Source organism: Faecousia sp., from assembly GCF_048519415.1.
Taxonomy (GTDB): domain Bacteria; phylum Bacillota; class Clostridia; order Oscillospirales; family Oscillospiraceae; genus JAZOXB01.
The window spans coordinates 1-19,677 of record NZ_DBFZUT010000080.1 but is presented as its reverse complement, the minus strand read 5'-3'; the positions used below and the strand labels follow the sequence as shown (position 1 = coordinate 19,677).

The 19,677-nt window shown below is 56.4% G+C and carries 22 protein-coding genes; 9 read left to right on the top strand and 13 right to left on the bottom strand.

The window, feature by feature from the left end:
- Nucleotides 1–249: 249 nt before the first annotated feature.
- Nucleotides 250–1,092 (bottom strand): glycoside hydrolase family 25 protein, encoded by an 843-nt coding sequence (locus ACMKFF_RS08600; protein ID WP_419496671.1) that lies wholly within the window; start codon nt 1,090–1,092, stop codon nt 250–252.
- Nucleotides 1,093–1,469: 377 nt separating this feature from the next.
- Between ACMKFF_RS08600 and ACMKFF_RS08595 the strand changes: the two genes are divergently transcribed.
- Nucleotides 1,470–2,648: a CapA family protein gene (locus ACMKFF_RS08595; protein WP_419496670.1), complete on the top strand. Its 1,179-nt coding sequence runs from the start codon at nt 1,470–1,472 to the stop codon at nt 2,646–2,648.
- A 570-nt stretch (nt 2,649–3,218) separates the two neighbouring features.
- Here ACMKFF_RS08595 and spoIVA read toward each other — a convergent pair.
- Nucleotides 3,219–4,694: a stage IV sporulation protein A gene (gene spoIVA, locus ACMKFF_RS08590; RefSeq protein ID WP_418464032.1), complete on the bottom strand. Its 1,476-nt coding sequence runs from the start codon at nt 4,692–4,694 to the stop codon at nt 3,219–3,221.
- A 130-nt stretch (nt 4,695–4,824) separates the two neighbouring features.
- Nucleotides 4,825–5,676: a DegV family protein gene (locus ACMKFF_RS08585; protein ID WP_419496669.1), complete on the bottom strand. Its 852-nt coding sequence runs from the start codon at nt 5,674–5,676 to the stop codon at nt 4,825–4,827.
- A 186-nt stretch (nt 5,677–5,862) separates the two neighbouring features.
- Here ACMKFF_RS08585 and ACMKFF_RS08580 point away from each other — a divergent pair, with 186 nt between their 5' ends.
- Nucleotides 5,863–6,648: a hypothetical protein gene (locus ACMKFF_RS08580; RefSeq protein ID WP_417324836.1), complete on the top strand. Its 786-nt coding sequence runs from the start codon at nt 5,863–5,865 to the stop codon at nt 6,646–6,648.
- Nucleotides 6,645–7,103, top strand: coding sequence for a C-GCAxxG-C-C family protein (locus ACMKFF_RS08575; protein ID WP_419496668.1), 459 nt, complete (start codon nt 6,645–6,647; stop codon nt 7,101–7,103). The genes ACMKFF_RS08580 and ACMKFF_RS08575 overlap by 4 nt, the downstream gene beginning before the upstream one ends.
- A gap of 264 nt (nt 7,104–7,367) precedes the next feature.
- On the opposite strand, the gene aspS is transcribed toward ACMKFF_RS08575, so the two are convergent.
- Genes aspS through dapA form a run of 4 tightly spaced genes read right to left on the bottom strand, consistent with a single transcriptional unit; the run spans nt 7,368 to nt 12,152 of the window.
- Complete coding sequence (gene aspS, locus ACMKFF_RS08570; RefSeq protein ID WP_419496667.1) at nt 7,368–9,137, bottom strand: aspartate--tRNA ligase; 1,770 nt, start codon at nt 9,135–9,137, stop codon at nt 7,368–7,370.
- Between the two features lie 19 nt (nt 9,138–9,156).
- Nucleotides 9,157–10,515 (bottom strand): histidine--tRNA ligase, encoded by a 1,359-nt coding sequence (hisS, locus tag ACMKFF_RS08565; RefSeq protein WP_419496666.1) that lies wholly within the window; start codon nt 10,513–10,515, stop codon nt 9,157–9,159.
- 27 nt (nt 10,516–10,542) lie between these two features.
- Entirely contained in the window at nt 10,543–11,256 is a 714-nt protein-coding gene (gene dapB / locus ACMKFF_RS08560) for a 4-hydroxy-tetrahydrodipicolinate reductase (protein ID WP_419496665.1), read from the bottom strand.
- Complete coding sequence (dapA, locus tag ACMKFF_RS08555; protein ID WP_419496664.1) at nt 11,253–12,152, bottom strand: 4-hydroxy-tetrahydrodipicolinate synthase; 900 nt, start codon at nt 12,150–12,152, stop codon at nt 11,253–11,255. The genes dapB and dapA overlap by 4 nt, the downstream gene beginning before the upstream one ends.
- Before the next feature lie 252 nt (nt 12,153–12,404).
- Here dapA and ACMKFF_RS08550 point away from each other — a divergent pair, with 252 nt between their 5' ends.
- The 5 genes from ACMKFF_RS08550 (at nt 12,405) to rpsR (ending at nt 14,223) form a co-directional block, all read left to right on the top strand.
- Nucleotides 12,405–12,620 carry a DUF6199 family natural product biosynthesis protein gene (locus ACMKFF_RS08550; RefSeq protein WP_419496663.1) on the top strand — a complete coding sequence of 72 codons (216 nt, stop codon included), beginning with the start codon at nt 12,405–12,407 and terminating at the stop codon, nt 12,618–12,620.
- A gap of 146 nt (nt 12,621–12,766) precedes the next feature.
- Nucleotides 12,767–12,973, top strand: a complete 207-nt coding sequence (locus ACMKFF_RS08545; RefSeq protein ID WP_417324824.1) for a DUF6199 family natural product biosynthesis protein — start codon at nt 12,767–12,769, stop codon at nt 12,971–12,973.
- Between the two features lie 171 nt (nt 12,974–13,144).
- Nucleotides 13,145–13,441, top strand: a complete 297-nt coding sequence (rpsF, locus tag ACMKFF_RS08540) for a 30S ribosomal protein S6 (RefSeq protein WP_349134655.1) — start codon at nt 13,145–13,147, stop codon at nt 13,439–13,441.
- 12 nt (nt 13,442–13,453) lie between these two features.
- Nucleotides 13,454–13,948 carry a single-stranded DNA-binding protein gene (locus tag ACMKFF_RS08535; protein ID WP_419496662.1) on the top strand — a complete coding sequence of 165 codons (495 nt, stop codon included), beginning with the start codon at nt 13,454–13,456 and terminating at the stop codon, nt 13,946–13,948.
- Between the two features lie 41 nt (nt 13,949–13,989).
- Nucleotides 13,990–14,223: a 30S ribosomal protein S18 gene (gene rpsR, locus ACMKFF_RS08530; protein WP_349134657.1), complete on the top strand. Its 234-nt coding sequence runs from the start codon at nt 13,990–13,992 to the stop codon at nt 14,221–14,223.
- Between the two features lie 375 nt (nt 14,224–14,598).
- Here the strand turns inward: rpsR and ACMKFF_RS08525 are convergent, their stop codons facing one another.
- From ACMKFF_RS08525 to ACMKFF_RS08515, 3 genes are all read right to left on the bottom strand, one after another.
- Nucleotides 14,599–15,033 (bottom strand): NUDIX hydrolase, encoded by a 435-nt coding sequence (locus tag ACMKFF_RS08525; RefSeq protein ID WP_071429408.1) that lies wholly within the window; start codon nt 15,031–15,033, stop codon nt 14,599–14,601.
- A gap of 145 nt (nt 15,034–15,178) precedes the next feature.
- The gene (locus ACMKFF_RS08520) at nt 15,179–16,477 is read right to left on the bottom strand and encodes a tyrosine-type recombinase/integrase (protein ID WP_177308295.1); all 1,299 of its coding nucleotides are present in this window, start codon (nt 16,475–16,477) and stop codon (nt 15,179–15,181) included.
- A 107-nt stretch (nt 16,478–16,584) separates the two neighbouring features.
- On the bottom strand, nt 16,585–17,259 hold the full coding sequence (locus tag ACMKFF_RS08515; protein ID WP_294492964.1) for a helix-turn-helix domain-containing protein: 675 nt from the start codon (nt 17,257–17,259) through the stop codon (nt 16,585–16,587).
- 173 nt (nt 17,260–17,432) lie between these two features.
- Here ACMKFF_RS08515 and ACMKFF_RS08510 point away from each other — a divergent pair, with 173 nt between their 5' ends.
- Nucleotides 17,433–17,642 (top strand): helix-turn-helix domain-containing protein, encoded by a 210-nt coding sequence (locus ACMKFF_RS08510; protein WP_419496661.1) that lies wholly within the window; start codon nt 17,433–17,435, stop codon nt 17,640–17,642.
- Here ACMKFF_RS08510 and ACMKFF_RS08505 read toward each other — a convergent pair.
- The 3 genes from ACMKFF_RS08505 to ACMKFF_RS08495 all read right to left on the bottom strand — a co-directional run bounded on the left by ACMKFF_RS08505 (nt 17,596) and on the right by ACMKFF_RS08495 (nt 19,277).
- Entirely contained in the window at nt 17,596–18,315 is a 720-nt protein-coding gene (locus tag ACMKFF_RS08505; protein WP_419496660.1) for a permease prefix domain 1-containing protein, read from the bottom strand. The two genes, ACMKFF_RS08510 and ACMKFF_RS08505, sit on opposite strands and share 47 nt — an antisense overlap.
- Entirely contained in the window at nt 18,302–18,649 is a 348-nt protein-coding gene (locus tag ACMKFF_RS08500; RefSeq protein ID WP_177308292.1) for a PadR family transcriptional regulator, read from the bottom strand. The genes ACMKFF_RS08505 and ACMKFF_RS08500 overlap by 14 nt, the downstream gene beginning before the upstream one ends.
- A gap of 250 nt (nt 18,650–18,899) precedes the next feature.
- Nucleotides 18,900–19,277: a TnpV protein gene (locus ACMKFF_RS08495; RefSeq protein WP_419496659.1), complete on the bottom strand. Its 378-nt coding sequence runs from the start codon at nt 19,275–19,277 to the stop codon at nt 18,900–18,902.
- Nucleotides 19,278–19,677: the final 400 nt, after the last annotated feature.

The window sequence follows — 19,677 nt, the reverse complement described above, 5'->3', positions numbered from 1 at the left end:
TAGTTTACTCTCCGCGCCTGCATCTGTCAATCCCGCAACAATTCCATATTTTTGCTATTTTGCATGTCAAAAAAGTAACGGCATTCACAAATCGTTCTCAATTTGTTCATTTATTTCCGTTCTCTATTGACATTTTTCCTTCCATATGCTAGGATTAAACTGTTGTGCGCCAGGAAACACCGTCGAAATATATGCAAACAACGCGGGCCGCTTCGCAATTCGAAGCGGCCCGCGCTGCATTTTTCAGAATCAATCCGTCATTTTTGCCTTCTCCGGCATCAGAAATAGATTGAGATCCACGTCGCCGGTAATGCCATCGACCACCCCGGTGCTGGAATATTGCAGGCAGTCGAAGTGATAAAGAAATTCCGGTGTCGTGCCGTACTCCGCAAGCCAGAGAACATAGTCCTGCAAATAGCCCAGATCAAAGTATGTATATCCATACGTCTGGTTGAAGTAAACGCCCGCCGTATACCCGGCGGCCTCCACCGTCTGGCAGAAGGCAGCTGCGCACTGCGTCAGCGGCAGGCCATCCGGCGAGGGGATGCGCGTGGAGCCTGCGACCGTCTCCCAGTCATAGAACACGGGAAGCTCCAGCGTGCGGCCGTCAAGCAGCTCCAGCGTGTAATCGGCCTCCTCGCGGGCCTCCTCGAGCGTCGTGGCCTGCGAGAAGAAATACACGCCGACCTGCACGCCCGCAGCCCGTGCGGCCGTATAGTTCTCGGCAAACCAGCTGTCCTCACGGAGCGAGCCCTCGGTATAGCCGCGGTAGCCGATGCGGAGAATGGCAAAATCCACGCCCGCTGCACGGACGGCAGCCCAGTCGATCTTCTCCTGATGCTCCGAAACGTCCACGCCGGTCAGATGTGCGCTTTTTGCATAGCGCAGCATGCCGTTCTCCTCATAAAACGAATCGGCGTCATAGTGATTCTTGGCAATGTTCTGCTTCTCGTCCGGTGTGGCCGGTCCGCTCTCAAAAAAGCGGCGGTAAACGAGAATGGCGGATGCCGCGACCACGGCGACGAGCAGCAGCGCCAGCAAAATATCGCGCAGCACGATGCCTGCACTGCGTTTTCGGTTTTTCTTTGTCATATCCCTGTCCTTTCGGGTCGCCGAAGGCGGTTTTCTGTCGTGCCTACAGTATACCACATTCGTCAACCCGCGGCAAGAGCCGCCGTTTTTCGAAATTCGGACTTGCCGCCGCGGGCAAAGTATTGTAGAATAGGCGCATACATTTGATCATCTTCAGACTGTCAAAAACCCGCCAAGCCGAAAGTTTCGGAGGGAAGAAAAGTGTGAAAGGAAACCGTCAGGGTGTCCTTTCGCGTTTGATCCCCCGCCGCAGCGGCAGAATTGCAAAATCATGATACAAAAATTGATTTTGCAATTCTAGAAGCAGCTTGGCAAAAAGGCCCGAAGGGACTTCTTTGACAAGCTGCATCTTGTCATTTTGATTGGAGGATTTCATCTTGACCTGTTTTCTTCGCAGAGGCGCTGCGGCGCTTCTGACGCTCTGCCTTGCGCTCCCGCTGTTCGGCTGCAGCGGCAGCGACATGCCCACAGAGTCCAAAACGCCGCGCAGCGACACGGCAGTGGCGACGCTCTGCGCCGTCGGCGATATCCGCATCACCGACGAACTGCTGCAGGCAGCCCGACAGGGCGGCAGCTATGATTTTTCTGACATTCTGCGCGGCACGACTGCCGTTGTCGGCGCGGCCGATGTTGCAATCGGCAATCTGGAGACGACCCTCTCCGGCGAGCCGTATAACGACGGCAGTGCGCCGGATGCGCTGGCCACAGCCCTGCGCAGCACGGGCTTTTCGCTCGTGCAGACCGCAAATTCCTACACGATCCAGAACGGCCTGAGCGGATTGGAGCGCACGCAGACTGTCCTGCGCAGCGCCGGGCTCACGCCCGTCGGCACCTATGAGAGTGCAGAGGACCGCGCGCAGAATCGCGCCGTTCTTGTGGAGGCGAACGGCATCCGGATCGCCGTCGTGGCCTTCACGAAAGGCATGAACGGCATGCGCCTGCCGAGCGGCGCGGAATACTGCACGAACCTGCTCTACACGGACTATGATTCCAATTATTCCCGCATCGACACGGACGGCATCACCGCCGCCATCGTCGCCGCGCGCGCCCTGTCGCCGGACATCATCGTCGCCGCCCTGCATTGGGGCAGCGAGGACGTGAGCGACATCAGCGACACACAGGAGAAGATTGCCGACCTGATGTTCCGCCGCGGCGTGGATGTCATCGTCGGCTCGCACTCCCACCGCGTCGGCCCCGTGGAGCGCCGCAGCATCACAACAGACGACGGCGTGCAGAAGGACGTTGTGCTCGCCTACGGCCTCGGCGATTATTGCGCCGCGCAGGAGGGCGAAACGAACGCCTCGCTGGCGCTGACCGTGGAATTCACCCGCACGGGCGAGTCGACTGTCATCAGCGACGTGCGCTGCACCCCGCTGGCCACGGCGGACTGCGGCGCAGGGACCACACCGCGCTATCAGGTCCTCGATGCCGCGGACGCCGTCCGGCTGTATGAGAACAACTACTATCAGCGGGTCTCCGATGAGCTGTATGAGCAGCTCCTTGCCGCGAAGCAGCAGATCGAAGAGGCCGTCCAGCCGCAGGACAGCACAAAATAAGGCGAATACAACTGCCGGGAGCAGCCAGATAGCAGGCTGCTCCCGGTTTGTTCATATAAAGTTGTAGGGGCAGGGCATGCCCTGCCCGGCGACGCGCCAGCAGGAGGCACGGGCAATCGTTAGAACAGCGGCACCAATTGCCTCTGCAGCGGCGCTCACTGCGCAGCCGTTGGCGGCGTGCCCTTTACGGGTAGCGAGCGCCTTGCAGGTCGGCAATGATTGTAGCACATTCTGTGCCGCAAGTCCCCCGAGTTTGTCATTGCGAGGAGGCCGAAGGCCGACGTGGCAATCTCGCAGTATCCGGCTGAATCGTGGGAAAGCCATCGGCGAAATCGCAACTGCCTTCCCGAGATTGCACCCCAAGGGCACTTCCTCGCGCTTCGCGCTCAGGGCGCCACGGCCCCGTTGGGGCCTCGCAATGACAATTCGGGGGCTATTACCGTTTTACCGTCAAACTGCACTGGCCGGCCGCGCAGCGCCGGGCCCGGCTGTCCGCTCCCCGGTATACGGAAATTAGCAGCTGCCACTTGACGTTTGAGCGGCAGCCTGTTCGTATTTGGCAGCCTGCCCTCAAAACATCAGGCAGATGAGGCCGTTCGCACCCTCGTTGATGATCTTCGTCAGGGCGTCCTTCAGCTTATAGCGCGCGTCCTCCGGCATACGCTTGAGCTTCGTGTTCAGCCCCTCGTTCACCAGCTCAAAGACGGAGCGGCCGAAAATATTGCTTTCCCAGAGCTTCTCCGGATCGGACTCATATCCGCCGAGCAGATACTGCACAAGGTCCTCGGACTGCTGCTCGTTGCCGACCATGGGGCTGATCTCCGTCTGGATGTCGGCGCGCAGCATATGGATGGACGGCGCGCTCGCGCGCAGCTTCACGCCGTAGGCCCCGCCCTTGCGGACGATCTCCGGCGCTTCGAGATGCATCTCCTCCGCTGCAGGCATGACGATGCCGTAGCCCGTGGCGCGCACCTCGTCCAGCGCAGCAGAAATTTTGTCATACTCCCGCTTCATGGCCGCAAGCTCCGTCAGCAGGCGCAGGAGCTGGCCGTCGTTCTCCACGGAGAAGCCGGTGCGCTCGCTGAGGATCTGGTAAAACAGCCCCTCGCGGAACTCCAGCTCACAGGTGACGGTCCCGCTGCCGAGGTCGACGTCTGCAATGCGGCAGCCGCAGACCTGCTCCAGCTCACAGGCACGGCGCAGCGCCGGCTCGGCATCCGCGAGGCAGGCGATACCCGCCGCGTTCTCCCGCAGGGCGGAATAGAGTGCTGCCTTGAGCGGGTGCTCCAGCTCGAGCGCCCGTACCCACGCCGGGAGGAACACGCGCACCTCCCGCATCGGGAACGTATAGAGCAGGGCGCGCAGCAGCTCGCCAAGCTCCGCCTCGTGCAGGGACTGGCAGTCCGCCGTCACGGCGTGCACGCCATAGGTCTCCTCCAGCTCGCAGCGCAGTGCCTGTGCCTGCCCGCCGTTCGGCGCGGCAGAATTCACAACCACGAGGAACGGCTTCCCCGTTGCCTGCATATCCCGGATGGCCCGCGCCTCTGCCTCGCGGTAGTCTGCGCGCGGGATGTCCGTGATGGACCCGTCCGTCGTGACGACGAGGCCCACCGTGCTGTGCTCCTCCATGACCTTGCGCGTGCCGAGCTCGGCCGCCTCCTCCATAGGGAGCTCCGTGTCGGCCCACGGCGTCGTGACCATGCGCGGCTGGCCGTTTTCCGTCGCGCCGATGGCCCCGTCCACAAGATAGCCCACGGAATCGATGAGCCGCACGGACAGGCGCGCCGTGCCGTCCGGCGTGATCTCCACGGCCTCCTCCGGCACGAATTTCGGCTCCGCCGTCATGATCGTCCGGCCGGAGCCGCTCTGCGGCAGCTCGTCGCGCGCCCGCTCGCGCTGATAGAGATCCTCGATATTGGGGATCACCAGTTCCTCCATGATGCGCTTGATCAGCGTGGATTTTCCCGTGCGCACCGGTCCCACCACGCCGATGTAGATGTCTCCGCCCGTTCTTCTGGCAATGTCGGCGTAAAGATTGCTCATTATCACAGCCTCCCCCACAGTCTCGTGATACAGGCTATGCGGCAGGGCGGACAGGTATGCAAAAGCCTGTCAAGAAGTCCCTTGGGCCTCTTCGACAGGCTTTTGCCAAAATTCATAAAATATGGTACGAATATCAGTTCTTGAGCTTGTGCAGGTACAGCACGCCGAGCGTGCCCTCGCCGCAGTGGCACGAGATCGTGCAGCCCGCGTTTGTCTCATAGATATGCTTGAAACTGCCGCACTCGCGCACGGTGCGGTTCACGGTGTCGAGGATCTCCTGCGGGACGGGCGTGTGCGTGATGAAGATCGTGTCGTACAGCAGGTCGTCGCAGTTCTCCAGACGGTCGCGGACATAGTGCTCCATGCACTTGACATAGCTGCCGCGGTACTTTTTGCCGACGATCATCTTGTTGTCCACGACCTCGATGCACGGCTTCAAGCGCAGCAGGTTCGCACCGAGAGCCACGACCGACGAGCAGCGGCCGCCCTTGACCATGTAATCCAGCCGGTCGAGCAGGAAGCTGGCGTCGACCGTTGGGGCAAACGCATTGAGCTGCCGGTACATCTCCTCAGGGTCCGTGGCGGTCTTTGCAAGGCGGCAGGCCTCGAGCACAACATGGCCCTGACCGGTGGAGAGGTTGCGGGAATCGATAACGTAGACATTCGGCAGGTCCTCTGCAGCGAGAACAGCGTTCTGATGCGATGCGGAGAAGCCGGAGCCGATGTTCACATGGAACACGGCGTCATATTCCTTTGCCAGCTCGGCAAAGCGGTCGTGGAACACGCCGACCGGCACGGCTGCCGTGCTGCACAGCGCGCCGCCCGCTGCAACATGAGCAAAAATATCGGCGGGCTGGATATCGACGCCGTCGCGGAAGCTCTCGTCGCCCTTGTTGATAAACAGGGGGAAAAGCTCGATGTCATTCTCGCGCAGAAGCTCCGGCGAGAGATCGCAGGTACTGTCAGACGTGATCTTGATTTTCATAGGTTTCTCCCATTCTGCAGAATTTTGCGGTATTACTGTTTATTATATCCTTTGAAAAAAAAACTGTCAAGAACTCGCCGGGCAAAAAAGCATCCTCCGGCGCGGTTGCATTCCTGCGCGCGATATAGTATACTAAAGTCAAAGAAATTCGGGATCGTTCTTGATCTCTCAAAGGGAGGCCGCGCCATGAAAGTGCCGGAATACTATATGACGCTCCTGCAGGAGCTCTCCGAGGGGACGCGCAAGCCGCCGGAGGGCATCTCTCTGTCGCAGCAGGAGCCGCTGCCCCGCGCCATTGAGCTGCAGCAGCAGATCCAGGGCATGGGGCTGCCGGAGTTCCTCCGCCGCTGTGCCGCGCAGGACGGAACCGAGCTGGACGAGGACGAGCTGGAGGCCCTGAAGCCGGAGAATCTGCTCGCCGCGCTGGCCCGCGACCCCGCGCCGACGCAGACACCGCCCGAGGCTCTTGAGGACCTCGAGGGGCCGAAGGAACCCGATCCCCCCGTCATCGAGGAGCCGGACGATCCCCGCAGCGTCTACTCCGTGCTGCTGGACTGCTGCAGTCTGGACGAGGATCTGCTGCGCTATCTCATCGACGTGCTGCAGCGCAACGCGGACAAGGAATTCCAGAAGCTCGCGCTCGTCACCACGCGCAAGGCCTTCCCGCCGGAGGCCCTGCTGGAATGGCTGGCCGGGCTGGAGAGCCGCGCCACGCGGGAGGAGCTGATCTGCTCGGCCGTGATGGACGCCTGCCTCGACCGTCTGGCAAGCGAGGACCAGAAGGAGCTGATGGCCGCCCTGCTCAGCGGCGACCGCAAGACGTTTGAGCTGTTCCGCTGCGATGCGCCGGAGCTTGTGCATCTGCCGCAGGCGACGTTCGAGTGGTACGCCGAAAATTATCTCGACCACTACTACCCCATCCGCTATCTCATCCGCTTCAACGGCATCAGGCTGCCGGAGGCTCCGCGATGACGGGCCATGCCGCGCTCGCCCGCGCGAATTTTGAAACGGGCTGCAACTGCGCGCAGGCCGTCCTGTGCGCCTATCCGGAGCTGCTGCCGCGCGAGACGGCCATGAAACTCGGTGCCTCCCTCGGCGGCGGCATTGGGCGGCTCCGCGAGGTCTGCGGCGCGGTCAGCGCCATGGTCCTGCTGGCCGGGCTGCTGTATGCGGATACGGACATCCCGACGCACGAGCGCAAGCAGGCGCATTACGCCCGCGTGCAGGAGCTGGCCCATCGCTTTCAGACCGCCCATGGCTCCTATCTCTGCCGGGACCTTCTGGCCGGGGTAGAGACGAAGCCCGGCGGCGCGCCGGAGGCCCGGACGGCGCAGTATTACGCCAAACGTCCCTGCGCCGGGCTGTGCGAAAGCGCCGCAGCCCTGTTCGATGCCTATGTGCAGGAAAATCCGCCAGAAAATGCATAAGGCAGCACCGCATAATTCAGCGAGAGCATTCGGCGAGGGATTTTTAGTCGAGACAAGGTTTGAAAAGTGCAGATGTACTTTGTGTACCCGCAAGGGGCATGCCGCATCCGTAAGGCGGCAAAGCCGCCAACGGCTGCGCAATACCTCAAACTTTTCGAACCGATGGATCGGCAAAAAATAACCGGCGAAGGCCGAAACTGCAATTGTGCGGTGCTGCCATAAAAATGACCCTGCTGCAAGCTCGCAGCAGGGTCATTGTTTTGCTTATTTGTCTTCGACGATGGCGATGTGCACATCGGCAAGCTGCTTCGGATCGACAGCGGACGGGGCGTCCATCATCAGGTCCTGCGCATTCTTGTTCATCGGGAACGGGATGACCTCGCGGATGGAGTCCTCACCGGCCAGCAGCATGACCATGCGGTCCACGCCCGGAGCGATACCGGCATGGGGGGGCGCACCGTAGCAGAACGCATTGTACATGGCCGGGAACTTGGCCTTGACATCGGCTTCGCCGAGGCCCACGAGCTCAAAGGCACGGATCATGATCTCGGGGTCGTGGTTCCGGACGGCGCCGGAGGACAGCTCCACGCCGTTGCAGACCAGATCGTACTGATAGGCGTTGATCGTCAGCGGGTCGATCTCGCCGCGATGCGCGCGCTCAAGCGCCTCCAGACCGCCCTGCGGCATGGAGAACGGATTGTGACAGAACTCCAGCTCGCCGGACTCCTCGCCGATCTCATACATCGGGAAGTCGACGATCCAGCAGAACTCATAGCGCTCGGCATCCATATGGCCCTCGACCTGCGCGCCGAGCAGCTTGCGCAGTACGCCTGCGGTCTTGACGGCCGCGCCGTACTTGCCGGCGGCCAGCGCGACGAAGCTGTTCTTCGTCAGGCCGAGCTTTTCGATGACCTCGTCCTTCTTTTCGGCGACAAACTTGGAGATGCCGCCGACCAGCTCGCCGTTTTCGTCCAGACGGAACCAGTAGGCCTTGCCGCCGGAGAGCATCTCGGCCTCGGCGCAGAGCTTGTCGATGAACTTGCGGGTCTTGTGGAAGTCCGGCACGACGACGGCCTTGACGGTCTGCCCGGCAAACGGCTCAAAGCCGCAGTCCTGCAGGCAGGCGGCGTCGGTCAGCTCAAGGTCGATGCGCAGATCGGGCTTGTCGGAACCATAGCGGTCCATGGACTCGCGGAACGAAATGCGGCGGAACGGCGCCGCGGAGGCCGCCTTGTACTTGCCGTACTTCGTGAACACCGGGGGCAGCACATCCTCAAGGACGGCAAAGACGTCGTCCTGCGTAGCGAAGGCCATCTCCATATCCAGCTGATAGAACTCGCCGGGGCTGCGGTCGGCGCGGGCGTCCTCATCGCGGAAGCACGGCGCGATCTGGAAATAGCGGTCGAAGTCGGAGGTCATGAGCAGCTGCTTGAACTGCTGCGGGGCCTGCGGCAGGGCATAGAACTTGCCGGGATGGTTGCGGGCCGGGACAAGATAGTCGCGCGCGCCCTCGGGCGAGGAGCTCGTCAGGATCGGCGTGGTGATCTCGAGGAAGCCGCGCTCCGTCATGCTGCGGCGCAGGTCCGCCACGACATTCGAGCGCAGGATGATGTTCTTCTTGACCTCCGGGTTGCGCAGGTCCAGATAGCGGTACTTCAGGCGCTGATTTTCGTCAGCCTCCTTCGAGCGGTTGATCTCGAAAGGCAGCGCATTGTAGCGGCAGCGGCCAAGCACGGAGACGCTCTCCGGCACGACCTCGATCTCACCCGTGGGCTGCTTCGGATTCTTGCTGGTGCGCTCGCGTACCACGCCGGTCACGGAGATCGTGGATTCGCGGTTGATGGGCTTGAAGGCCTGCATCATCTCCTCCGACTCAATGACGACCTGCGTCGTGCCGTAGAAGTCGCGCAGGACGACAAAGGCCAGATTGCTGCCGACCTCGCGCATATTTTCCAGCCAGCCCGCCAGCGTGACGGTCTTGCCGACGTCGGCGAGACGAAGCTCGCCGCAGTTGTGCGTTCTCGATTGCGTCATGGATCAATTCCCCCAAAAATTATTTCTCTAAAATCACGGAGCCCTTGTTCAGCTCGGAAATTCCCTTGTGGATCAGCTCGACTGCCTCATCCGGCGACAGGCTGACCTGCTGACCGGTGCGCAGGTCCTTGACGGAGCAGGTGCCCTGCGCGATCTCGTCCTCGCCGAGGAAGACGACATACGGGATGCCCAGCTTGTCGGCATACGTCATTTTCGCCTTGAACTTCTTCTGCTCGGAGTAGATCTGCGTGCGCAGGCCCGCATTGCGGAAGCGCGTCGCCAGCTCGACGGCGGCGGTAAAGTCGTCCGTCATGGGCAGCAGCAGCACGTCGGCCGGGGCTGTGAGCAGGTCCGGATTGAGCATGCCCTGCTCGTCGAGCACATAGAACAGGCGTGTCAGGCCGATAGCTACGCCGACGCCGGGCAGGCTGCGGTCGGAGTAATACTCCGCCAGATTGTCATAGCGGCCGCCTGCGCAGATCGCGCCGATCTCAGGATGGTCGAGCATGCGCGTCTCATAGACGGTGCCGGTGTAGTAGTCCAGCCCGCGGGCGATGGTCAGGTCGACGGCAAAGTTCTCCTCCGGCACACCGAAGGCCGCCAGATACTTCGTCACGGTCGTAAGCTCGTCGAGGCCGGTGTCAAAGGCCTCGTCGCGGCCGCGATAGGACCCAAGGCGCTCGAGCACCTCGGCATTCGTGCCGCGGATGGCGATGAAGCGGAGAATTTCGTCGGCATCCTGCTGCGAAAGGCCGATGTCCTCGACGAGGATGACGCGGACCTTGTCCGGGCCGATCTTGTCAAGCTTGTCCACCGTGCGCATGATATCGCCGGACTTTTCCGTCAGGCCGAGCATGGCATAGAAGCCGTTGAGAATTTTGCGGTTGTTCACGCTGATGCAGAAGCGCTTCAGGCCGAACTCCGAGAATACCTTATAAATAATGGACGGAATTTCCGCCTCGTTGACGACGGAGAGCTTGCCGTCGCCGATGATGTCGATATCGGCCTGATAGAATTCGCGGAAGCGGCCGCGCTGGGCGCGCTCGCCGCGGTAGACCTTGCCAATGGCATAGCGCCGGAACGGGAAGCAGAGCTCGTTCTCGTGCAGGGCGACGTATTTTGCCAGCGGAACGGTGTGATCGAAGCGCAGGGCCAGATCGGAGTCGCCCTTCTGGAAGCGGTAAATCTGCTTTTCCGTCTCACAGCCGCCCTTGGCCAGCAGGATTTCGGCCGACTCGATGATGGGCGTGTCGATGGGCGTGAAGCCGTAGAGGGCGAAGTTCTTCCGCAGGATCTCCAGCATACGCTCGAACTTCTGCTGCGGCGCAGGCAGCAGCTCCATAAAGCCGGAGAGAGTGCGGGGTTTCAGTTTTTCCATAGTCGTTCTTCCTTATATTGATATCGGTCAGATTTCAAACAGCAGCTCGTCGAGCGTATAGAAGCCCGGGCCCCGCCCGCAGATGGCCTGCGCAGCGCGCAAAGCGCCCGCCGCAAAAATTCTGCGGCTCGCAGCTCTGTGCGTGATCTGCAGCGTCTCATCCTCGCCGAAGAAATAGACGGTATGCTCGCCCGCGACCGTTCCGCCGCGCAGCGAGAACACGCCGATCTCCTCCGGCTTGCGCTTGCCGCAGAGGCCCTCGCGGCCGTGAAGGACCGTCGCCGTGCCCTCGGGGTCCAGCTCCTGCAGCAGGAGCTTTGCCGTGCCGCTCGGCGCGTCGGCCTTCTGGTTGTGGTGGATTTCCACGATCTCCTTGTCCCAGCCAGCAAGAACGCCCGCATAATCATGCAGCATCCGGCGGAACACGGCGATGCCCGTGCTGTAGTTCGCCGTCCAGATGACAGGCAGCTCGCGGCCCAGCTCCTGCAGGGCGTCGAGGTCCGGCTCCGTCAGGCCGGTCGTGCCGCTGACAAGGGCGGTCTTCGTGCGGCGCAGGTAGCCGAGCAGGGGCTTCAGCGCGCCGACGCCGGAAAAATCGAGGCAGACGTCCGCGCCGGGGGCCGTTTCATAGGCCTCGGGGCAGGTAATGTCGGCATGGCCGACGACCTCCCAGCCGCGCTCCAGCGCCAGCTCCTCGAGCATGCGGCCCATTTTGCCGTAGCCGCTCAGGAATACCTTCATTCCGCATCCTCCTGCACAGGGAGCCCGGCCTCGCGCATAATGCGCTTCAGACGGCCCAGATTCTCCGGGGCCATGGGATACATCGGCATACGGAAATGCCCGGCCTGCAGGCCCATCAGGTTCATGGCCGTCTTCACGGGGATGGGGTTGACCTCCATGAACAGGGCGTTGATGAGGTCAAGATAGCGCAGCTGCGTCTGCAGAGCCTTTTCGTGGCGGCCCGCCAGATAGTCCGTGACCATGTCGTGCACGGTGCGCGGCATGACGTTCGCCCACACGGAGATGACGCCGGACGCGCCGAGGGACATCAGCGGGATGGTGATGTCGTCGTTGCCGCTGTACATCGTGAAGTCGTCGCTCAGGTAACGCGCGACCTTCATGGCGTAGCCGATATCGCCGCTGGCCTCCTTGATGGCCATGACGTTCGGGTGGACGGAGAGCCGCCGCACAACGTCCGGCGAAATTTTGCAGCCGGTGCGGCCGGGGACGTTATAGAGGATGATCGGCGCGGTAGCCGCATCCGCCGACATCATGAAGTGGCGGTACATGCCCTCTTCATTCGTCTTGACATAATAGGGGCTGATGCACAGCAGCGCCGACGCGCCCATCTGGGAATAGATGACGCTCTTGTGCTTCTGCATCTCACTGGAGTTCGAGCCTGCGCCCGCGATGACGGGGACGCGGCCGTTGACGTGGTCGATCACGCATTCCAGTGTTTTGATATCCTCCTCCAGCGAGGTGGACGCCGTCTCGCCCGTGGTGCCGAGCGCAAGGATCGCGTCCGTACCGTTGGCGATGTGCCAGTCACACAGCTCCCGAAGGCGGGCAAAATCAACGCTGCCGTCCTCATGGAACGGAGTGACCAGCGCGACGATGGAACCGGTTAGCTTTTTCATTCTGCGTTCCTCCTGTCTGCGTCAAAATTTACAGCCTTGTACCCATAAAGAATAGCATTTTCCGGGCAAAAATGCAAGCTGTTTTCACGCAGGATGCATCCCGCGCGGGAAAAATCCACAAGCGGGGCCGCTTTGGAAACGTTTTCGCGCTGCGGGATTTGTGGAAACGGGAGAAAATCGCATTTCCCCTGCTTTGCCTCATCGACGGAAGGCCGCACTGTGCTATAATGAGACTGCAGGGAGGTGCAAACGATGGAATTTATCGGAGTATTCTTTTTCCCATTGATTGGTTTTTTCATGCTGTTCTTCCCGGAGGATATTTTTGAGATCATGAATTCTCGGCGGAATGAAGCAAACGGCGAACCGACCCGGTCTTTTCTGATCGGCACGCGCATTGGCGGCGCGATCATGATCCTGATCGGCATCGGGGGATTTATTGCCCTTCTCATTGAGCGACTGTCCGGCTGATCTCCGGCAGTCAGGGGAAATTCTCGGGGCAGCACCACCTGATACAGGAGAGTCATTTGCAAAGCACTACCCTGCGAATGACGAAGCTGTCATCACGCGGTGCTGCTCCTGTACTATTATCATGAGTTCACAAGGGGGTATCCGCAATGATGTTCATCGGCATCTTCTTTTTCCCGCTGATCGGTTTTTTCATGCTGTTCTTCCCGGAGGATATCTTTGAGATCGTGAACTCCCAGCAAAATGAAGCAAACGGCGAGCCGACCCGGTCTTTTCTGATCGGCACACGCATCGGCGGCGCGATCATGATCCTGCTGGGCATTGCCGGACTCGTAGTCACGATTCTGGGACTGTGATCCTGTTTTCCGGTGCTCTCCCCGGAACACGCGGAATTTCTCCACAAAAAAGTTTGGAAAATGCTTGACTTTTGCCGCACGGAACGGTAAAATAGATAGGCCTGTGAATTTCAGGCGATCCTTGCCGCCGCAGCGCGGCGGCCACAAGTCCAAAAGGAGGTGCAAACAACAATGGCTAAGATTTCCGGTAAGTATGAGATCGTCTATATCATCGACCCCGCTCAGGGCGAAGAGGGTATTGCCGCTCTCGTGGAAAAGTTCAAGGCGATGGTTGAGGCAGAAGGTACTCTCACGAGCATCGAGGAGTGGGGCAAGCGCCGACTGGCCTACCCGATCAACGACCTGCCCGAAGGCTACTATGTCCTGATGAACTGCGAATGCAAGCCCGAGCTCCCCGCTGAGCTGGACCGTGTGTTCAAGATCACCGACGGTATCCTGCGCTCCATCATCGTCGCTGTCGAAGCGTAAGGGGGACTCCTCATGCTGAACCATATCGTTCTCATGGGCCGTCTCACCCGTGACCCCGAGCTGCGCCGTACCGGTTCCGGCATCGCGGTCGCATCCTTCTCCCTCGCGGTTGACCGTGATTTCGGCAGCAGCGCGAACAACGGCGAGAAGGAAACGGACTTCATCGACATCGTGGCATGGCGCAATACGGCGGAATTCGTCAGCAAGTATTTCACCAAGGGCCGCATGGCGGTGGTCTCCGGTCGGCTCCAGATCCGCAACTGGACCGATAAAGAGGGCAACAAGCGCCGCAGCGCAGAGGTCGTGGCAGACAATGTCTACTTCGGCGACTCCAAGCGCGATGCCGCAGGCGACAGCGGCGGGTATTCCCCCGCGCCGTCCTATGGCTACAGCGCACCGGCTGCGCCTGCTGCGGGCAGCTCCCACGGCTACGCCGCACCCGCTGCCCCCGCGCCGGCTTCCGACTTCTCGATGATCGAGGACGACGACAGCCAGCTCCCGTTTTGATTGAGCTTTTTCCCTGAGATTGCAAGAAGGAGGATTTCATCATGGCCAATGATAGAACTCGGCCCCGCAAGCGCAGAAAGGTTTGTAACTTCTGCGTGGACAAGGTTACGAGCATCGACTTCAAGGATGCTGCCAAGCTTCGCCGCTACACGTCCGAGCGCGGCAAGATCCTGCCCCGCCGCACGACCGGCACCTGCGCCGAGCATCAGCGTCAGCTGACCGTCGCCATCAAGCGCGCCCGTCAGATCGCCCTGCTGCCCTACGTCGCAGACTGATCTTACAGCAGAACAAACACCCTGCAGAGCGATAGACGGGTGTCCGTAAAACAGTTAATCCTCCGTATGGCTTAGACCATGCGGAGGATTTGTTTATGTCTAATCTTCAAACTTGCTGGCGGCAAACGGTTTGTCAAAACCGTTTGCGGACGGCAAGTCCACAAGGGATAGACGCACAAGCGTCGCAAGGGAGTGTAGCTCCCTTGACGGAACAAAGTGACGAAACATTCTCGGTCTGGCAGTTTTTTCTGCTGACGGAGAATGAAGCTCCGCAGGACGCACATACTCCCGATAGGAGAGTATAGAAGTGCGCCCTTTAGTTCCTAAAGGGATTTTATCAGTTCGCCAAACTGAAAGTTTCCGTTGCTTGTCTATTTATATAAAGCCTCTTTTTTTTGCTTCTTCAATCAATATAGGTTGAATTAAAGGATATGTCCAATTTTCAACTAACTTATCTGAAATCAATATCTTCTCAATCTCACTATGTAATTCCTCAAATGAGTTAATGTCTGCAATAAATAGCATTCCGAAAGTTTCATCATCAATATTTTCATTTACTCGTGTCTTTCCTTTAACAGAATACACACATATTGGTTCAATTCTAAAATCAACTGCTCCTGTTTCTTCTTGTAATTCTCTTTTAGCTGTTTCTAAAATACTTTCTCCAGGTTCTCTGTGACCTCCTGGTATTTCATAAGTCTCTCTTTCTTTGTGTTTACAGAATACCCACTTGTTATCTGTTTTGGATATTATCACTGCAAACTTCAAAAATTCATCTGCGACATTGTCATAAAATTTTACTTCTACCATTCTATCAATACCTCGTCAAATTCAAATTTATCTGTTAAACCCTCTGAAAACGCTGTATTTTCAAGGCATTTCGCCTATCTTGTGTTCCAACCTTATGTATTTTCCCTTGTTTTTGCCCTTACGAGCCGAAACAAGGGAAAGTTTTTTACTCTCCGCCGACCACCTTATCCAGCAGTCTTGCGGAAGTACGCTTCGCTTCCCTTGTAGCGTGAGCGTAAATATTCATTGTGGTACTGACATCGGCATGTCCGAGAAGCTCCTGCACATCCTTCGGCGCTGCCCCGTTTGAGAGCAGATTGCTCGTGAATGTGTGACGAAGTTGGTGGAAATGAAAGCCCTCCAAGCCCTCGACCTTTCTGCTTGCCGTCCTGCACATAATCCCTACCGTACTCGGTGATTCGTATGCGCCGTCAGGTCTGAGGCAGACAAAGGATATTTCCTTGTACCCCTCTGGGATTTCATCTGTCCTCGGCAGGCTGTAAACCTCGTAGTAAGTACGGTCTTTTTCCTTCACCTCGGTGTAGTAGTTGAGGTGGTAAAGCCCGCCATACTGGAGGCGGTTTTTGTGCTGTTCGGTTTTCGCCGCTTTGAGGATCGCCGCCAGCGTGTCGCAGAAGTCCACGGTACGGACTTTCTTCCGTTTGGTCGCTCCTATCTCGGTTTTATGCCTTGCCCCGTTGTAGCGCATACTGCGGCGCACCGTAAGGTACTGCTTGTCAAGGTTGACATCCTGCCAAGTCAAGCCGCAGACTTCGCCGATGCGAAGCCCCGTGTAGTAGGCAATCTGAATGGGCAGTAAAGCGGGGTTATCTTTCTTTTTCAGAAATTCCTCCAGCTTCAGATATTGCTCATGGCTGAGCGTGGGTGTGGAATCGGTATTGCCGTCCTCGTCCGAAAACAGGTCATAGTCCTCTTTTTTGCCCCGCCATACCACATACTGCATCGGGTTGAAGGTAATCAGCCGTTTGGGGAATACCGCAAAGTGGAACGCTCCTTGCAGGACTGCCGAGAACAAACGCAGATACCCTTTGCTAAGTGCCTTTGCCGTTGTACCGTCGGGATTTGTCCCGCCGAAGCTGAGAAAATCCATATACGCCTGCAAATGGTCGGCGGTGACGGTTTTCAGCTTTCGGCTGCCGATAGGGTGCTGCTTGATACGGTTTACCGTACCCTGATATGCCATTACCGTACCGTTGCTGAGACTGCCGGGCTTTAGTTCTTCCTCCACCCACATATCCAGCAGCATTCCCACCGTGGCGTTTTCAGACTTTGCAACGAATTTCTTTTCCTCGTAGTCCTCCATCGCCTTGCGGAGCAGGGCTTCCGTTTCGGATTTGCTTTCTGTTCCCACGAATTCACGCTGTACCAGATTGCCGCTTTCATCTTCGATATAGAAGCGGTAGTACCACTTTTTGCCTTTCTTTCTTACAGAACCTTTTGCCATAGATAAAAACTCCTTTCTATCCGTGGCAATCGGGACTGTGACATATGGTGTGCGTAAAGTAAAGAATGTCACTTTTGCCGGTTGGTTTCAATCGGCATATTTTTTTGTCAAGGTGCCACGGAATTTTCTTTTTCGGCAAGCCTGTTTTCGGCTTCCGTCACTATCCCGAAGAGGTCGCCCATAGATACTTTGGTGCGTCCCTCATCGTAGATATGTAAAATTCCGTCTAAAAAACGCTTCATATCTTCGATAGGTATTTCCATTTCTTTGCGGTAGACCCGTTCTTCGATTGCGCCCACCTCAATCGCATACCGCATAATCGACTGCTTCAAGCCCTCGTCCTCCGCCACACGGTCAACCTCCGCCATAGCGTTGGCAAAGTAGTGGCACAGCACCGAGTACAGGTCAATCATCTTGCCGAGGAAGGTGGTAAGAAGCTGCTGGTGCGGCTCTCCGCTGACCGTGGAGGAAACCGTATCAAGGTACTTTTTGATATGCTCCTCAATGTCCTTTTGGCAGAGCGTGCGGGCATCATATTCCTTTTCCTCGGAAAGCCCTGTCAGCCATTCGGGAGTGGTAAGCAGCGCATCGGCAAGACCGTTGATAATCATAGTACGCTTCGGGTCAACGCCGTCTGCTTCATACCGCTGAATGGTGGATTTGTTTACGCCGATACGCTTTCCAAGCTCAGGCATGGTAAGGTTTAGTTCTGTTCGGCGCTCTTTTACCCGTTCACCGACTTGTTTTGCGGTGAATTCAATTTCTTTTTTCAAGGTTTTCACCTCCTGACGAGTATCATTATAGCACATCAAAATGCAGATTGCAACCCTGAAACGGGATAAATATTAAAAAAAATTCCTAAACAGTTGCAAAACAGGTTGACACGAGATTGCAAAATAAGTATAATTAGGATTGTACAGTTGCAAAACAAGTATTTCAAAAGGAGGATGAGATAATGAACGCAGTTAAAATAGGTATGACCATCGAGGAAGCCGCCGAATGTACGGGTATCGGCAGGAACACCATGCGGAAATTGGTGGACTGGGGCAAGCTGCCTGTCTTAAAGGTAGGGCGCAAGACCATTATCCGAAGGGACACGCTGGAGCGTTTTATGACGGTCAATTCCATTTCAGCCATTTTAATTTTAACCCGCAGCAAAAGATGAATAGCTCGCAAGCCAACAGCAACACAAAAACTGGAAACGCTTGATTTATTAACGCTAAAGTCAGCGGAAAAATAGCATATAGCCAGTAATGTATGATTTTTGTCTCGATTTCACTGTTCTTTTCATAAAACAGGATTCCGACCAAAACAATCGGATAGCATAGCAGCAGGTAGAACAGAAAACCGTATCCAAGCGGTGCAAATCCGTTCCATAATTCATAGAGTAGCCCGAAGATTGCCGCCAGTGAGAGCAGTCCGTATAACGCTCTTGGAAAGCGAATTAAGACAGTGTAATCAATAAAATACAAAAAAGCAGCAACACAAACTCCAAGCACAATACCGATTATCTTTGGTACGGTCAGGGATATTGAGGTTAGCATAGCAGAGATTAGAATACCACTCAGCAGCAACACGCCTGCTATGAGCAGCAACAGCCAATTCACTTTCGGGCGGTGGACAATATCAAGCTCTGTCCCAACTACATCTGCATCGCCCATTTCTTCAATGGCTTTTCTCATTGCTTCTTTCTGATTCAGACCGTTTTCCCGCAAAGCATCGTATTGGTCGTTTATGTGGTCAGAAAGCTCTCTTGTTGCCACAACCTTTACTCTGCTCCAACGAATGTATCTTTGAACATCCTTGATATATTCTTCGGGAGAATTATATTCCTGCAAGCAAAACACCCCCCGACAAAACCTTATTGACTGCGGCAGAGTAGCTTTCCCACTCAGACAGCCGCACCACAAGAAATCTTTTCCCTTCATCTGTAATCCTGTAATATTTTCTTGTTTTCCCCGCAACAGTTTCTCCGTCATAGGACACAAGATACTGCTTTTGCTCTAAGAGATGGAGCAGAGGATATAATGTTCCTGCTTTCAATTCAAAAGTATGGTCGGATTGCTTCGCAAGTTCTTCTATCATCTGATACCCATACATATCTTGTTTTTCAAGCAGCTTCAAAATCAGCATATCTGTATTCCCTGAAATCAGAGATTTATCAATTGCCATATATGTCCCTCCTTGTATCGACAGTCTACATATCGATTATATATAGATTGCCGATATAAGTCAAGAGGCAACAGACAACATTCATAAAAAGTTTGCTTTTGGATTGCCAAACCCTATGTTTTCAGCATAATCTCTCTACTGTAGCGCTTTTAACCAACAAATGCCTTGTGTTAAGCCATATTCTCGTCATAAAATACGAGGGGTAAGGCATTTACACCTTTACCCCTCGCTTTGCGTTACCGCCAGTCTGCTATGCGAAGATGATTTCTTTATTCACAATCTCCATCGCACAAGCCCGTATATTATTCATTCTCCTGACCCATTCTAAGGCGTTTTCCGCCTTTAATTGTTCCGTGATACCCTGTGCCTGCTTCATGCCATCTATGAGCCGTTCAAAGCGTTCCTGCGCCTGTTCGTTGATGCCGGAAAGATAAGTGTTGAGCTTACCGCTGGTCAGAAGTGTTGTGTAGGTTGCTTTTCTATGTTCTTTCAGGTAGCGTTTGCGCCGCTGTCCCCATATCCCGATAGGCTTTTCTTCTTCGGGTGGCAAGCTAAGGCACGGCAAATAGTATTCGCCTTGCAGTTCATACCAAAGACCGTTGTTTTCATCATAAATGTACTTGTCCATCTTGAAATCCTCCAGTATAATATATTCGCACATATGTCACAGTTTCCCGATTGCCACTTGTTTTTATAGCTTGTTATCAGATTTTTCTTCCCTTATTTTTGCCCTTATGAGGTGGCGAGGGAAGCATAAACGCAAGTGAAATCGTATAAAGGGATAAGGCGGACACATTGCGATAAATCCTTTGTTTTCAAGCGTTTTGGAGGATTTTATTAAAGCCCTATGAGGGGCAGTAACCACTTATGAAATCGTGGTTTTCAAATTCAAGTTTATCTAACTGTTTTATGAATTAAAATCTACTGATTGTAATGATACACCACTTCTTTTCCATGCCCTTCAGCATACTCAATTTCTTTTTTCACAGATGTTCCAATATAACCATCCATATTTACAACATATATTC